The organism is Pantoea sp. y20 (assembly GCF_054903455.1).
The window spans coordinates 175,263-190,094 of sequence record NZ_JBUBNJ010000002.1 but is presented as its reverse complement, the minus strand read 5'-3'; the positions used below and the strand labels follow the sequence as shown (position 1 = coordinate 190,094).

13 protein-coding genes and 2 pseudogenes are annotated in these 14,832 nt (G+C 50.2%); 9 read left to right on the top strand and 6 right to left on the bottom strand.

All coding sequences use genetic code 11. The annotated features are described in order from the left end of the window. Positions 1-439 precede the first annotated feature (439 nt). From ACYAC5_RS20675 to ACYAC5_RS20665, 3 genes are all read right to left on the bottom strand, one after another. The gene (locus ACYAC5_RS20675) at positions 440-1,693 is read right to left on the bottom strand and encodes a sensor domain-containing diguanylate cyclase (RefSeq protein WP_280173236.1); all 1,254 of its coding nucleotides are present in this window, start codon (positions 1,691-1,693) and stop codon (positions 440-442) included. 548 nt (positions 1,694-2,241) lie between these two features. Beyond that, on the bottom strand, positions 2,242-2,961 hold the full coding sequence (locus tag ACYAC5_RS20670) for an SDR family oxidoreductase (protein ID WP_280173237.1): 720 nt from the start codon (positions 2,959-2,961) through the stop codon (positions 2,242-2,244). An 81-nt stretch (positions 2,962-3,042) separates the two neighbouring features. Further along, the gene (locus ACYAC5_RS20665) at positions 3,043-3,675 is read right to left on the bottom strand and encodes a glutathione S-transferase family protein (protein ID WP_280173238.1); all 633 of its coding nucleotides are present in this window, start codon (positions 3,673-3,675) and stop codon (positions 3,043-3,045) included. Between the two features lie 123 nt (positions 3,676-3,798). Between ACYAC5_RS20665 and ACYAC5_RS20660 the strand changes: the two genes are divergently transcribed. The 4 genes from ACYAC5_RS20660 (at position 3,799) to ACYAC5_RS20645 (ending at position 7,495) form a co-directional block, all read left to right on the top strand. Further along, a complete protein-coding gene (locus ACYAC5_RS20660) occupies positions 3,799-4,680 on the top strand; it encodes a LysR family transcriptional regulator (RefSeq protein ID WP_309837317.1) in 882 nt (293 codons plus the stop codon). Positions 4,681-4,803: 123 nt separating this feature from the next. After that, complete coding sequence (locus ACYAC5_RS20655) at positions 4,804-5,577, top strand: enoyl-CoA hydratase/isomerase family protein (RefSeq protein ID WP_110866701.1); 774 nt, start codon at positions 4,804-4,806, stop codon at positions 5,575-5,577. A 101-nt stretch (positions 5,578-5,678) separates the two neighbouring features. Next, a complete protein-coding gene (locus ACYAC5_RS20650) occupies positions 5,679-6,800 on the top strand; it encodes an alkene reductase (protein WP_280173240.1) in 1,122 nt (373 codons plus the stop codon). Between the two features lie 293 nt (positions 6,801-7,093). Next, positions 7,094-7,495 carry a VOC family protein gene (locus ACYAC5_RS20645; RefSeq protein WP_280173241.1) on the top strand — a complete coding sequence of 134 codons (402 nt, stop codon included), beginning with the start codon at positions 7,094-7,096 and terminating at the stop codon, positions 7,493-7,495. A gap of 155 nt (positions 7,496-7,650) precedes the next feature. On the opposite strand, the pseudogene ACYAC5_RS20640 reads toward ACYAC5_RS20645, so the two are convergent. Further along, positions 7,651-8,196, bottom strand: a pseudogene (locus tag ACYAC5_RS20640) (cysteine hydrolase family protein). A 608-nt stretch (positions 8,197-8,804) separates the two neighbouring features. Here ACYAC5_RS20640 and ACYAC5_RS20635 point away from each other — a divergent pair. Further along, positions 8,805-9,124 (top strand): annotated as a pseudogene (locus ACYAC5_RS20635) (tyrosine-type recombinase/integrase); the annotation flags it as partial. 96 nt (positions 9,125-9,220) lie between these two features. On the opposite strand, the gene ACYAC5_RS20630 reads toward ACYAC5_RS20635, so the two are convergent. Further along, positions 9,221-9,769 carry a TetR/AcrR family transcriptional regulator gene (locus ACYAC5_RS20630; RefSeq protein ID WP_309837313.1) on the bottom strand — a complete coding sequence of 183 codons (549 nt, stop codon included), beginning with the start codon at positions 9,767-9,769 and terminating at the stop codon, positions 9,221-9,223. Between the two features lie 134 nt (positions 9,770-9,903). On the opposite strand from ACYAC5_RS20630, the gene ACYAC5_RS20625 reads away from it, so the two are divergent. From ACYAC5_RS20625 to ACYAC5_RS20610, 4 genes are all read left to right on the top strand, one after another. After that, entirely contained in the window at positions 9,904-10,995 is a 1,092-nt protein-coding gene (locus ACYAC5_RS20625; protein ID WP_309837311.1) for an alkene reductase, read from the top strand. A gap of 74 nt (positions 10,996-11,069) precedes the next feature. After that, complete coding sequence (locus tag ACYAC5_RS20620; RefSeq protein ID WP_309837310.1) at positions 11,070-11,852, top strand: SDR family NAD(P)-dependent oxidoreductase; 783 nt, start codon at positions 11,070-11,072, stop codon at positions 11,850-11,852. A gap of 132 nt (positions 11,853-11,984) precedes the next feature. Then, positions 11,985-12,815, top strand: coding sequence for an oxidoreductase (locus ACYAC5_RS20615; RefSeq protein ID WP_309837886.1), 831 nt, complete (start codon positions 11,985-11,987; stop codon positions 12,813-12,815). Beyond that, a complete protein-coding gene (locus ACYAC5_RS20610; protein ID WP_192413341.1) occupies positions 12,805-13,827 on the top strand; it encodes an NADP-dependent oxidoreductase in 1,023 nt (340 codons plus the stop codon). The genes ACYAC5_RS20615 and ACYAC5_RS20610 overlap by 11 nt, the downstream gene beginning before the upstream one ends. Before the next feature lie 457 nt (positions 13,828-14,284). Here ACYAC5_RS20610 and ACYAC5_RS20605 read toward each other — a convergent pair whose 3' ends face one another. Continuing rightward, the gene (locus tag ACYAC5_RS20605) at positions 14,285-14,713 is read right to left on the bottom strand and encodes a cupin domain-containing protein (protein WP_192413343.1); all 429 of its coding nucleotides are present in this window, start codon (positions 14,711-14,713) and stop codon (positions 14,285-14,287) included. Between the last annotated feature and the right edge of the window lie 119 nt (positions 14,714-14,832).

Here is a 14,832-nt window from a genome sequence, read left to right as displayed (position 1 = left end):
CGCACGGAAAATATAAGAACTACTTGAGTTATCACGGATTACTTAAGTTAAATTTGGCATTTTTAAATGCTTTGGTTTAATTTAACTCCGTAAATAACTAAATTTAAATTAACCTTTATTCTAGGGGAAATATTTTAGATTTTTTTAGTTACATTATTTTAAAAAAGAAGCGTGTTTTAAAAACACGCTGACTTCAAGAAAAATTTAACTTATGTTGCGCTCTTACCATTACTCAGATTGGATTGAAAAGGAAACGACAGCTTCCTGTAATACCAGTAAATGCCATAATCATACTGAAAGTCTGGCCTATTTGCCCTCACCGTGGTAACGGCGACCGGCATGCCCTCCTCTGGCCAACTTCATCACATACTTGAAGATCATGCTAAATGGAAAAGAAGTTGAGCGCCGGAGAGAGCATGTGAAACGGGCTGGCTTAATCTCACATTGGCAGCGTATCAGGTTGGAAAAATTGATATGACCCATCACGTCGTGCTTTAGCCTGATACATCGCTGTATCGGCATTTTCAAATAACGTATTTACCGTTTTTGTCCCAAATCGTGCCAGGCTGATGCCAATCGATGCGCCGATCTTTACTTCTACGCCATTGATAGCAAAAGGACCCTTCAGGCCGTCTATGAGGCGCAGTGCAATAGCGGCTGCAGCATCATGACTACTGCACTTTGCTGCCACGACAAACTCGTCTCCTCCCTGACGTGCTAACGAGTCGCCCTGGCGCATGCAACTTTGTAGCCGTTCGCTTACCTGCTGCAGCAACATATCCCCTATTGCGTGCCCCATCGAATCGTTAACTGCTTTGAATCCATTCAGATCGATAAACAGGACAGTCGTATACGCAGGATCTTCTACGTGCGTAAGCATGGATTGCACTTTGTCGTTGATCCAGGCTCGGTTTGGCAGTCCGGTTAAGGTGTCGCGGGTCGCGAGCAGCTCAAGCATCAACATCTTTTCTTTATCACGGGTGATGTCACGCGAAACCAGCACTGCTCCGATATTTTTACCTGTAGAGGGATCGCTTACGCCGCAGGCCTTAGTGCCAAGTGTAATGTAGTGACCGTTACGATGCCTTTTACGCACCTCGACGACGTCTGGTAACTCAGCACCGTTGAAGATATTTGCCAGAACTGCCGCAGCAGGCTTTTGATCGTCGATATGCAGGAAGTCCACCACCAGCTGGCCCACTATTTCATCGGCTGACCAGCCTATCATTTCGCTATACGAAGGAGAGATCGAAACGTACCGACCATCCGCATCACAGTGGGCGATCAGATCAGTACTGTTTTCAATCAACAAACGATATTCTGTCGCCGTGCGCAGCGCGTCCTGAAGGGCTTTGCGCTGTCCGGTAACATCTAAAACGAAGCCGCTAAACTGTGTATGAGAATCACCTGGTTGGCATGCCGGCAGACCTGAAACAATCACATGGCGCATCGTTCCATCCAGACACTTGATCGGCACCTCTATATTAAATGGCGTCTTAAACTCTAATGCCGCTGTCAGCTGCATCGCGATTTTTGCATCTTCCTCTACCAGCGCAAGGCTAAGCCACTCACAAAGCGTTATGCCTTTAAGTAGGGGCAATAAGCCTTCAGGGCTTTCCTGGCTGGCAATGCAAATGCCCCGTGCATCCGTCGACCAAACGGCAGAAAGTGTGGGTTTGATCGCGATATTCATGCTGGTGATTCCGTTGTTTGCCGATGATGCTGAACACATTTATTTCTGCTGCTAAAACCCATCAGGTGCTGAAAAAGTGCCTGATTATGATAACGTCATGCTTTCCATCGCAGCACTGCCAGAGCCTGTTATGAGGCATCTTAGGGCCGCAAAAGCTGATCTCTATTTATCGGCTGATGAGTTCAGGATCTTTAGTGACCCGCATTAAACATTGCCGATCTCGACACGGCGTTTCGCTTCGTGCTTTTTATCGAGCAGGTATTATCCAGCGACATCTGATGCTCATGCCATACGCGTGGGCGCGACTGAAAATGCATAGGCAATATTCACCGCTCCGTCTTCAGTCGGGCAATTATAGGTGAGTATTGAGTCATCATACTTTGCTTTCTTCTCAACGCTCTCAGAGCTGTAAACACATGACCTGCTTCGTGGTTAAAGTGGATCGTGCAGTGTGCATGTCGGCTTCTCGCCAACAGCGGACATAACAGCATGCCGCTATTAAGTCACTTGAAGGGGCAAAATTTGATTCTGGCCTCGATTTTTACCTATCAAAAAATTAGGTTGCCTATCGATGCACCGCCATCAACATATAAGGTTTGTCCTGTTATAAAGGCCGCATCCTCCGACATCAGAAAGGCAATTGTTGCAGCGATCTCAACCGGTTGCCCAAACCGTTTCATAGGTACACCCGCAAGATAGCGCGCCTCACCCTCACTTCCTGGCGGATTGTTTGCCCTGAAAAGTTCGGTTTCAGTAGGACCGGGCGCCACGGCGTTCACGGTAATTCCGGTCTGAGCGAGTTCCAGAGCCCAGTTACGGGTGAAACTAATCAAGGCCGCTTTAGCTGCGGCATACGCGGTCCGCTCAACGCTGCCCAGCACGGTAAGACTGGAAATATTGACGATCCTTCCCCAGCCCCGATCCTTCATTCCAGCCAGAATAGCCTGAGTTCCCTGTATCGCCGGGAAGAGATTGACGCGCATCACATCGTCAAACTGGGTTAAATCGATTTCACCAAGGCGCTGTGGCTTTACCAGCCCGACGTTGTTTACTATCCCGTCAAAGACGAATTGCTGACTCAAGGATTCAAAGGTCTGGCGGGTTTGCTCAACGTCTGCCAGATCTGCGTTGATTAAGGTACCGGGAAAGTGTGGGTTAGCGCCTCGCGCCAGTCCAACCACCTGATGCCCCGCACCGGCAAGCCGATGGGACAGTGCCAGCCCGATGCCCTTACTGGCACCGGTAATCAGAAATGTTTTCTTCATCATTTACTCCAGTTATTGATCTCAGGGACAGAGCGCCGGAACAGGGTTAAAAACCATCTCTCAGATATTCTAAAGTGCAGCGCCTCAAACTGAGGCGAGCGCGTTAACGCGTTCAATCGCGCGCTTGACGGCAGGGCGTGCCGCCATCTGTTCAAACCATAGTGTAACATTCGGTGCGTTTTCAAGGCTTACGCCAGCAAACTCGCGACGCCACAACCAGCCAAAGTGCGCGATATCGGCAATCGAAAATGCCTCTCCAGCGACAAACTCATGATCGGCAAGGATGCTATCCAGCACTTTTACTGTACGGTCGGCTTCTGATGAAAAACGTTGCATTGCCAGCGGTTGCGGCCCAGCTGCCTGACGTAGAAAGAATCCGGCCTGACCAAAAGCAGGCCCCAGTCCAGAAGCATGAAAAAATAACTGCTCAAATACGCGCGCTCTTTCCAGGCCAGCGGCAGGCAAAAGTATTCCGTTCTTTTCGGCAAGATAAACCAGATTAGCGGCGGATTCGGTCAGCACCCGCTTCCCGAAACCGGCATCCGTATCGACAAGCACCGGGACTTTGCCGTGAGGATTAAGGGTGATGAATTCAGCCGATTTCTGCTCTCCTTTACGCACATTCACAGCGTGTAAAATATAATCAAGACCGAGTTCTTCCAGCGCAATCGGCACTTTGATGCTGTTAGGCGTAGCAAATGCATAGATATCTATCATGATCCTTTCCTGGTTAAAATTACCGCCGGGCCATTCCCGAGGTGCTGTGCAAGATATTGGCTGGCACGTCACGGGAATAGTAGTTATCCTGCCGGGATAACAACTATTCTTCAGGGGAATGAGATGGATCGCTTTCAGGCTATGGCCACGTTTATTCGCGTAGTGGATACAGGGTCTTTTTCAGCTGCGGCCAGACAGCTCAACATCGGTCAACCTGCCGTATCGAAAATTGTGGCTCAGCTAGAAGCCCGCTTACACACCAGTTTGTTGACCCGTTCAACCCATGGCCTGACACCAACCGAGGCAGGCCAGCGATTTTACGAGCGGGCGCGTCTCGCCTTGCAGGAAGCAGACGAGGCTGAACTGGCCGCCAGAGGCGCGGGAAAAGGGCTGTCCGGAAAATTACGCATTTCAGCAGCCACCACGTTTGCGAGGCTGCATGTCATTCCTCAGCTTCCACGTTTTCTTGAGGAACACCCCGAATTGGATGTGGACGTCATTCTTGATGACCGGGTGATTGACCTGATTGCCGAAGGTGTTGACGTGTCGTTAAGGATGGGAAACCTGCCCGACTCTACTGCCGTAGCCCGTAAACTGGCGACAAGTCCACGATCCGTTATCGCCACGCCAGACTATCTTGCCAGCAAAGGGGAGCCCAGCACGCCAGCCGAACTGGCAGAACATGATGCCGTTCTTTATAACCCTCAGCCAAGCCTGTGGTCATTTACCCGCGAGGACGCGGTTATTCCCATTTCTTTGAGAGGGCGCATTCGAGTCAGTGCCGCCGAAGGTCAGCGCGCTGCCGTGCTCAGTCATATGGGATTGTGCATTGCTTCTGACTGGATGTTTGCAGGGGAACTTAAAAGCGGCGCGGTCAGAAAAGTGCTAACGGCATGGCAGCTGCCATCCATCGATTTGTGGGCCGTGTTCCCTAATGGCCGTCTGGCAAGCGCCAAAGCACGACAGTTCGCCGGCTTTGTTGAAACCATCATGGCGGAAAAATAGCTACAGCTATTCCTTATGGGAATAGCTGTTATCTAATCATGAGGCGATCCCTTTTTAATGGGAATGGAATAGTGTTGTTTCACGGCCAGCCACTCCGGGCTGGAAACAACAAGGATCGCCTCCATGACAACGTTTGACTCTTATCGTAATGCCTTTGCCAATGCCCGCCTGACGCGCAAACCCAATGGCGTACTGGAAGTCCAGTTCCACACAGCCGGTGAAAAGCTGGTTTTTGATGGCCACACCCACGAACAGTTTGTTTCCCTTTTTCACGCCATCGGCGAAGACCGTGAAAACCGCGCTGTGATCCTAACCGGCTCAGGTGATGCCTTTATGGACGCCATCAGCCCGGAAGGGTTCGATTTCTTCAGTCCGCTCGGTTTCGACAAAATCCTGCGTGAAGGCAAAAAGGTGCTCAGCAACATTCTGGATATCGAAGTCCCGATGATCACCGCGTTAAATGGCCCGGTGCTGCTTCACAGCGAATATGCCTTGCTGACCGATATCGTACTGGCAACTCCAGAGACGGTTTTCCAGGATAAACCCCATTTCGAATTCGGTATTGTTCCCGGCGATGGCGTTCACATTTTGTGGCCAGAAGTCATCGGCTCAATCCGCGGTCGTTACTTCCTGCTTACCCGTCAGGTGCTTGATGCGCAGACGGCGAAAGAGTGGGGGGTAGTGAACGAAATTGTTCCCGCAGATAACCTCCTTGCTCGTGCACATGAAATTGCTGATGGTATTGCCGCCCTTCCGCCGCTGACCTCGCGTTATACCCGTATTGCACTGACTCAACGCCTGAAACGACTGTTAGAAGAAGGCATTGGTTATGGTCTGGCCCTTGAGGGAATAAGCGCGGCCCAGGTTGTACACACCATGGCTCAGCAACAGGCCTGATGGCTAGCCACCACCGATAAAGTAAACCACTGAACTTGATAATGACCATAACGAGGAACTCCCTGTGAACAGGAGCTCTTCCTCATTGCGAGGGGAATATTATGAAGACGTTACTGTTACCTGTTTCTGCTGGAAAATTACAGCTGAGTCACCGCGTGGTGATGGCGCCCACCACGCGCATGCGAACCGTAAAGGGCGGTATCCCGGGCGAATTAATGATTGAATACTATCGCCAGCGTGCAAGTCAGGGAGGACTACTTATCGCTGAAGCAACAGCTGTGTCTCCCTTTGCTAACGCTTATGAAGATGCTCCGGGTATTTTTACTGATGAACAACAGTCGGGCTGGCAACGATTAGTCGAGGCGGTACATGCTCGTGGCAGTCAAATCGTACTTCAGCTTTGGCATCCGGGCCGCCAGTCGCTGCCTGAATTGTCAGCAGGCCGCCAACCCATCGCCCCTTCTGCGCTGATCGCCAGAGATACCTATGGCGTGGTTAAAAATCCCCAGGGCGCGTATGAGGGCAAACTTTTTCCTGAGCCCCGTGCATTAGAAACGAGTGAGATAAAAGGTCTTATGGATGAGCTGCGACAGGCCGCCCTTCGAGCCAAAGCCGCTGGATTTGATGGTGTCGAGTTGCATGCAGCCAATGGCTATTTACCTGAACAGTTTCTGCTGGATGGCAGCAATCAGCGCACTGATAACTACGGTGGCAGCCTTGAAAACCGTGCGCGTTTTTTGCTGGAGTCAGTGGAAACACTCAATGCTGTGTGGGGGCCGGGACGCGTTGCCTTACGTATTTCTCCGAGCGGTATCTATGGCGATATGCATGACAGTAATCCCACGGCGACTTTCCGCTATCTGGTCGAGCAATTGAACCCGTTAGAGCTGGCCTATTTGCACATTATTGAACCCCGTATCGTCGGTCCAGATGACAGGGAGTCAGGACATTATTCCGAACCGGTCGCAAGCCGAGATTTGCGTGCTTTTTATCAGGGAACCATTATTGCGGCAGGCGGTTTCAAGCCGGATGATGCAGAAAGTATGCTGCAACAGGGTGACGCTGATCTAATCGCCTTTGGTCGCCTTTTCACTTCAAACCCCGACTTGCCAGAGCGTATTCGCCATGCATTCCCATTGACCGCATTTAACCGCGACACCTTCTTTGGCGGGGACGCGCGAGGTTATACCGATTTTCCTGCTTATTCCCCTTTACCGCTGTAAAGGGTGGTTTGATTGCATCGACCACATGTGCTTTAGAACCATAGAAAATTTAGTCATTATTGATGATCCGGTACGCCAAACTAATACCGGATCATTTGTAATTTAAAATCGACATCAACTTTTTAAAGCTGAGACGTCCGCTTTTCGCTCATAACGGACGTTGTGCAGGCCCATGTCCGCTATGAGCGAAAAGCAGACTTCAGTGCTTTGGACAAACCCATAATGCAACTAAGGATCATTTATGTTAAAAAAATGTTTCTTGGTAGTTATGTCTGAAACCTAATGGAACAGAAATGAGAACGCAGAAGCGATGCATGGGATATGTGGCCATAGTCGTTGATGACTATGATCGGGCAATTGAGTATTACACGGAAACGCTGGGGTTTACTCTCGTTGAAGATACACCTCAGCAGGGTAAACGTTGGGTCGTAATCACACCTAACCCGGAAAGCGATTGCAATCTTCTACTGGCACGCGCTTCAAATGAGAGGCAGGAAGATTTTATAGGCAATCAATGTGGTGGAAGGGTATTCCTTTTTCTGCAAACTGATGACTTTTGGCGCGACTACAACTCCATGAAATTAAAAGGCGTTACATTCTCCCAAGAGCCTCGCGAAGAGGAGTACGGAACAGTAGTTGTATTTGAGGACCTGTACGGCAACCGCTGGGATCTTTACCAGAACAAGCAAAATTAAAACTCCCTAACGGTTGAGTCATTACGACGTTTCCGCCCCCAAAATAATGTCCGCTTTTCGCTCATAGCGGACCTTGTCTAAGACGCACTTCTGCTTCGTGCCTGAAGCGGACTTTAAGCACCTTAGCCGCCCTGAGGGCGGCTCTCAGTCTCAACTCATTTCTCAGAGTGAAAGGCCCAGTCAGCTGCTGTCGCGAGCGACACAAACGGGCCAGCTAGTGTGACGTTGTGGTGGCTGATGATTTCATTTGCGGAAAGGTAATTGTTATCCATTGTCGTGTGCGCATCTGAAATCAGCACGGTCCTGAATCCCTGTTCCGGTGCTGCGCGGCAGGTAGTGTCCACACAGAATTCTGTTTTCATCCCGGCGATAACCAGTTCCTTAACACCTCGCTGGCTAAGCTGACGCTGCAGGTTCGTATCCCGGAAACAGTTGGGGTGCTTTTTGATAAACACGACATCGTGCTCGGCGTTCACATTCATTTCGGGTATCAGTTGTGTCAACGGACTTTGCTCAGAGAAGTGAGAATCATCAGGTCCGGTGTGGCGGGCAAAAAATACGGGCACCTTAGCCTACCTCGCTTTTTCAATCAGCAAGCAGATGTTAGACAGAACCGAGTCGGCAAAATACGGTGAGGCGGGGCCACGGAAAAGTCCCTGCTGCATATCGATAACTAAAAGCGCATTTTCAGATGAAATCATGATGTATCTCCATTCAGTGAGTCATGAACGGAGAAATTTTCTTCCCCGTCCGGTTTGGCGGGGAGTCAGAGTCTGTTTTGTCAGGAGCCAGTCACAGATACGCCCACGCCGCCGAAAGTTCCGGTGGTGGTAACGGTTGTAACTGGATGAACTGACTTAATCATTTTCTGACTTTCTCTTATGGGTTGGGTATCAGGAACAGGAAACACAACGAATCCAAAAAAATTGCTCTTTTCTTTTAGCACTGAGATTTACCGGATTCAACAAATATGTTTCCTCAATATTGCCGAGCTTTGTTGGCACCCCCTGCCCCGCAAAGGAAAGCAATTTGGCTTCCGCTTCTCGCTAATATGGGACATTGGCCTGACGTCATTACACTTTTGGCAAAAGCAGATATTATCTGAGTTATGCAGTTTCACCTGGCTTAGCTCGTCTATTTATCTCATTGCATCTTATAACAGGTTAATGCTGTTTATCAGATAGCAACGGCTTCATGAAACTGCGTTCGTGGCTAAGGATGAACTTTTTGTGGTTAGTTTCATCGAAAAGTTTGACACATTCAGCCTTACTTAAAGTGGCTACTCTGTATTCTTCATACTGCACAGGGGGCAGTAGCGGCCTGGATCAAAATGGCTCACCTGCGAAATGGCGACTATCTATTCCAGTCTCGCGTTGGCTCATAACGCCACATCTCAACCCGGCAATATAACCGTATTTTTCACGGATGGATTGAGAAGCTCGGTCTCGACGATTCGCTTTACAGCACGCATTCTATGCGCAGGACTAAACCTTATCTAATCTACAAAAAACAAAAAATCTGAGGGTAATCCAGCTTCTGTTGGGCCATAAAAAACTCGAAAGCACAGTTCGTTACCTGGGCATTAAAGTCGATGATGCCCTGGAGATATCTGAATCGATTGAAGTCTAACTAGCGAGGGTTGCAACAGCAGCCCTGTGCCAGAAGCGGACGTTGGTGATTTATTTATATGCACTGCTGAAAACAAGTCCCCTTAGCCCAACACATTCAATCCTCACTGGCTTCATGATTAACAAGACGCGCACGGCAGACATCCAGAATTTCATCAGCCAGAGCGGAATTATCTGGGCAGGCACGAGACAACACCAGTGCACCCACAAGATGGGCGATGGTATCTATCAGGTCAGCGCGCGTGCCATTTTCAATTCCTAAAACGGCGAGTTGGCGTTCAATTCCAGCGGCAAATGTCGCCTTAATTGATTCAGACTGACGGGATGTATCGGTGCCCAGTGCTGACATCACGCACCCTTTTCCCATATCATCGCGATGTTGTCGGGAGAGGTAGTATGCAATAAATTTTTCCCGGTCCACACCTGCCGTGCTTTCTGCAGTACGCGTAAATCCGCAGCTCATCGCTTCCGCCATCAAGTCTGCCTTTGAACCAAAGTGCTTGTAAAACCCGCCATGGGTTAAGCCTGCCGCTGACATCAGTTCCGCCACGCCCACGCCATCGTAACCGCGTTCGCGAAAGAGTTCTGAGGCCGTTTCAACAATGCGTGTCCGGTTTTCCCGAACCTGCTCTTTCGACACTTTCATGCTTTCCTGCCCCCTCTTAAAAATTGAGTTTAAGTATACATTGATGATGACCGTAATCAAACGGGTTGACTTTATAGATTATGATCATCATCATTACATTGACACCTCAACCCACCATTAACGGGCGAATAAGCATGACGAATCAGACATTATTTCAACCCTATGAACTTGGCTCACTAACACTGGCCAACCACATCGTGATGGCACCGCTGACACGTAACCGGGCCGGAGCGGGGCTGGTACCGGGCGAACTGGCGGCGACCTACTACGCCCAGCGTGCCACAGCAGGATTGCTGATCACTGAAGCCACGCAGATCTCCGCACAGGCGCAGGGCTATCAGGATACGCCGGGGATCTACACGCAGGCTCAGATCGATGGCTGGCGTAAAGTGACTGACGCGGTGCATGCCAAAGGTGGGCGCATATTTGTACAGTTATGGCACGTAGGACGAATTTCGCATGTCGATTTACAGCCGGGTGGCGCTGCACCGGTCGCGCCGTCAGCCATTCGCGCCGAGACAAAAACCTTTGTGAACAATGGCTTTGCTGATGTTTCTGAGCCACGTGCGCTGGAGTTGCAGGAAATACCGGGGATTATCGACGATTTCAGAACGGCATCGGCCAATGCCATTGCCGCCGGCTTTGACGGCGTAGAGATTCACGGCGCGAATGGTTATCTACTGGAACAGTTCCTCAAAGATGGCGCAAATCAGCGTACTGATGAATACGGCGGCTCTGTTGAGAATCGTGCGCGCCTGTTGCTGGAAGTCACGGCGGCTGTAAAAGATGAGATTGGTGCTGACCGCACCGGCGTACGTATTTCACCGGTTTCTCCTGCTAATGCGATTTCGTGCAGTGATCCGCAGCAGCAATATGATTACGTCGCTGACCAACTCAGCGCATTAGGCATCGTGTACCTCCATGTAGTTGAAGGTGCGACGGGCGGCCCGCGTGATGTATCCCCGTTCAATTACGACTCCCTGCGCCAGCGTTTTAAAAACACCTACATTGGCAACAATGGCTATGACCTGGAACTGGCGTCCGCTCAGCTTGCGCAGGGTAAAGCCGATCTGTTCGCGTTTGGTCGCCCGTTCATCTCCAACCCCGATCTGGTCGAAAGGCTGAAGACGGGCGCACCTCTGGCCTCAATCAATCCTGAAACACTTTATGGCGGTGGCGCAGCGGGATATACCGATTACCCGTCGCTGACTGAGACCAGTAAGTAAAGCACCGGTGTGACGGTTCTTCATACATCGCACATGGCGAATTATGTTTACACTTTGATAAAGAAGATCAAATTATGACTAAAGCTTCAGTTCTCATTACAGGCGCATCCACGGGTATTGGTGCGGTTTACGCTGAACGGTTCGCCCGCCGGGGCCACGACCTGGTTTTGGTTGCGCGCGACAAAACGAAGTTAGAAATACTGGCCGATCGTCTGCGACAGGAAAATGGCATTTCTGTCGATGTTTTGCCTGCTGACCTTACGCAAACGAGCGATTTAGCTGTGGTCGAAGCTCGCCTGCGTGAAGACGCGCAGATTGGCATTCTTATCAATAACGCGGGTGTTGCACAGTCCGGCAGTTTTGCAGAGCAGACACCTGATTCAATAGAAAGCCTTATCGCGCTTAATGTTACTGCGCTGACGAGACTTGCCAGTGCCGTGGCACCACGCTTTGTGCAAGCGGGCGAGGGATCGATCGTCAACATCAGTTCCATCGTCGGCCTCGCCCCAGAATTTGCCATGACGGTTTACGGCGCCACCAAAGCCTTCGTGCTTTTCCTGTCTCAGGGAATGAATGTCGAGCTGTCATCTAAAGGCATTTATATCCAGGCGGTGCTCCCTGCCGGCACTTACACGGAAATCTGGGACCGTGCGGGTATCGACATCACTAACTCGGCAAAATTCATGGAAGTGGGCGAATTAGTGGATGCCGCACTGGTAGGTTTTGACCGCCGTGAACGGGTCACCATTCCGCCTTTACATAATGCTGCCCGCTGGGACACCCTGGATGCTTCGCGTCAGGCTCTGCTTTCGGACATCAAACAAGATGAATCCGCAGAACGATATAAATCACTGTAATCAATGAGGTGTCCTGTGCAGAACGGTCTTCCGGCTGTTCTGCACAGCGGTAAATCCGACATAAATCCATTACAGCCTGTCGTCTCATCAGCGATGAGAAACCTGAAACATCTCATGAAGGTCTTATTCAGCATGGCAAAAAAACGTGTTGCACTGGTTACCGGCGCGTCCTCGGGTATCGGCGAAGCGTCTGGTCACAAACTTTTAGCCGCAGGATTTACGGTATATGGTACGAGCCGGCGTGGCGCTCAGGCGGGAAAGCATCCATTTCCTTTACTGGCGCTGGATGTGACGGACGACGCTTCTGTCGAGGCCGCCATTGAGGAGTTGCTGCGTCTGGAGGGGCGAATCGATGTTCTGGTTAATAATGCGGGCTTTGGGGTTGCTCCAGCGGCGGCGGAAGAGAGTTCTGTCGAACAGGCCAAACACATTTTCGACACCAACTTTTTGGGCATCGTCAGGTTGAGCCGCGCAGTGATCCCTCATATGCGCCGTCAGGGCAGCGGGCGCATCATCAATATCGGTTCGATACTCGGCATCGTTCCGTTGCCGTATGTGGCACTTTATGCTGCCAGTAAGCATGCGGTCGAAGGGTATACCGGAGCACTGGATCATGAACTGCGCACACAGGGCATCAGAGTGTCTGTCATCGAACCTGCCTACATGAAAACACAGTTTGAAGCCAATAATATCGAGGCGGATGCAAAGCTTCAGGAGTATGACCAGATCCGGGCTAAGCTGACGAAAGTGGTGAGCAAAGCAATGGCTGAGGCGGAAAGTCCGGAGGTGGTGGCTGACGTGGTGGTTAAAGCTGCTCAGACTTTACGCCCAAAGGTGCGCTACACGGCGGGAAGGCTGGCAGGTCAATTGAATTTTATTCTCAGATTCGCTCCTGCGTCATTCCTGGATAATGTGGTGCGCAAAAGTCTTCAGCTTGATGCGAAAAAAATAAATGAAGAATAAGACGATAAAAGCACTTACGTTTAAACGCTATGGTAAATCCCCTGAGCTGGGATTCGATAATATCGATTGCCCTTCCCCCAATGATAATGAAATTCTGGTAAAAGTTTTCGCTGTGGGTCTGAACCCGATTGATAACATGATCCCAACCGGAATATTCAAACCGGTTTTGCATTTTAAACTCCCCGCCACTTTGGGAAGCGACTTAGCCGGGGTTGTCATCGCCGTGGGGAGTCGAGTGATGCGGTTCAAGCCTGGTGACGAAATTTTCGCCAGCACTTTCGACACGGGAATAGGTTCTCTTGCGGAGTTTGCAGTGGTGCCAGAGAGCGCTGCAGCCATAAAACCCACGAACCTGGATTTCGTGCAGGCGGCTTCGCTCCCGATGGTGAGCCTCACATGCTGGCAGGCGCTGACAGAGCGAGCCGGGTTGCAGCCTGGTCAGAAGGTCTTCATCCCGGCAGGTTCCGGGGGGATTGGCAGTTTTGCCATCCAACTGGCGAAGCACCTTGGCGCACAGGTGGCCACGACAACCAGCACAGACAACGCCGGGTGGGTGAGTCATCTTGGCGCAGACGAAGTGATTGATTATAAAAAGCAGGAATTTGAAAACGAGCTGAGCGGCTACGATGTGGTTCTCGGCACTATCAGAGGCGATTCAATTGAAAAATCCACCCAAATTCTCAAGCCGGGTGGAAAGATTGTTTCTCTCATCGGTCCATTAGATGCTGCGTTCGCCCGGTCGCGGAGACTAAACGTCCTGCTGCGTTTAGTTTTCGGGCTGATGAGCCGCAAGATCATACGTCTTACAAAAAATCGAGGCCTCACTTATTCATTTCTTTTTGTCCGTCCTGATGGCGATCAGCTCGCCCAAATCGGCAAACTCATTGAGGCAGAACAAATCAGGCCGGTGATCGACAAGGTATTCCCTTTTATAGAAGCAAAGGAAGCTCTTGCCTATTTGGATCAGGGGCACGCGAAGGGCAAAGTAGTCGTTAAGATGCAGGAGTCATAACTAATGAAATTTGAATCTGTTTAAAGAATATCGAAAGAAAAACTCCACTAATTTGACGATATATCAAGGGCATGTTGTCAGCTAAATTGATGGCCGTGAATGTCCGCTATTCGCTCATAGCGAGCCTGACGCGCGCGTCCGTTTCCTGCCATTAGCGGATGCGACGGCTCTGAATGAGAAATTAATAGTTGAAGGTATAAGATCTCTGGCTGACGGTGATTTTAAAAATGAGCGAAAAGATCATCGGCTCAGTATCTTGTACACGAATGTCAAATCGGTTGAAACAAATACTGATTTCTAAACCGGCTTTAGCTGACTTATTGCTTTTGAATGAAATCACACTAACTGAACTCTGCATCAGAAGACCATGCCACGCATGACAGGTACGGCTTTGATATGTGGCCTGCCCGACCTCTGTCGCCAGAACACTCACGGCAGAACATCGGGCAATTGCGCGCTATCCCTGCCCGTTACGTAGCATAAAGTCAGACGCAGAGCCGTCCTCAGGGTTCACAAAAATGATATCATCAGGTTCCCGACGGGGACTGTCGATGGACAGGAAAACGACAGGCTCTTCAATGAGCGTTGGCAGCGCATGAATCACGTTACGCTCAAAAAATAACAGGTGACCCGGAGCAAACTCGGCCTCGGTGCTTTCATCTTCCATCCAGAACGTCCCTCTGCCGGATACAACATATAAATACTCATCACACTGTTGATGGAAATGCGGGGGAACACCTTTGTAGGCTCGGAAGACCCTGCAACTGGCTTGAGGCCTGTCCGTCAGATATTCATCCGCCAGCATGCTTTCAGAGGTCTCAGGGAGTTTCTTAGCTATTTCAGCAGGAATGAATCGCTCGGATTTCTTTTGGCTTTTAGTTCCCATATTTAATCCCTTTTAAAGTTAACGAAATTTCAGATGCGTACTTTATGAGATAAATAAAGCAGATATTTTATGAACCCAACCATCTGATTAATACCTCACTACTCAAGCGCACCTGCCCC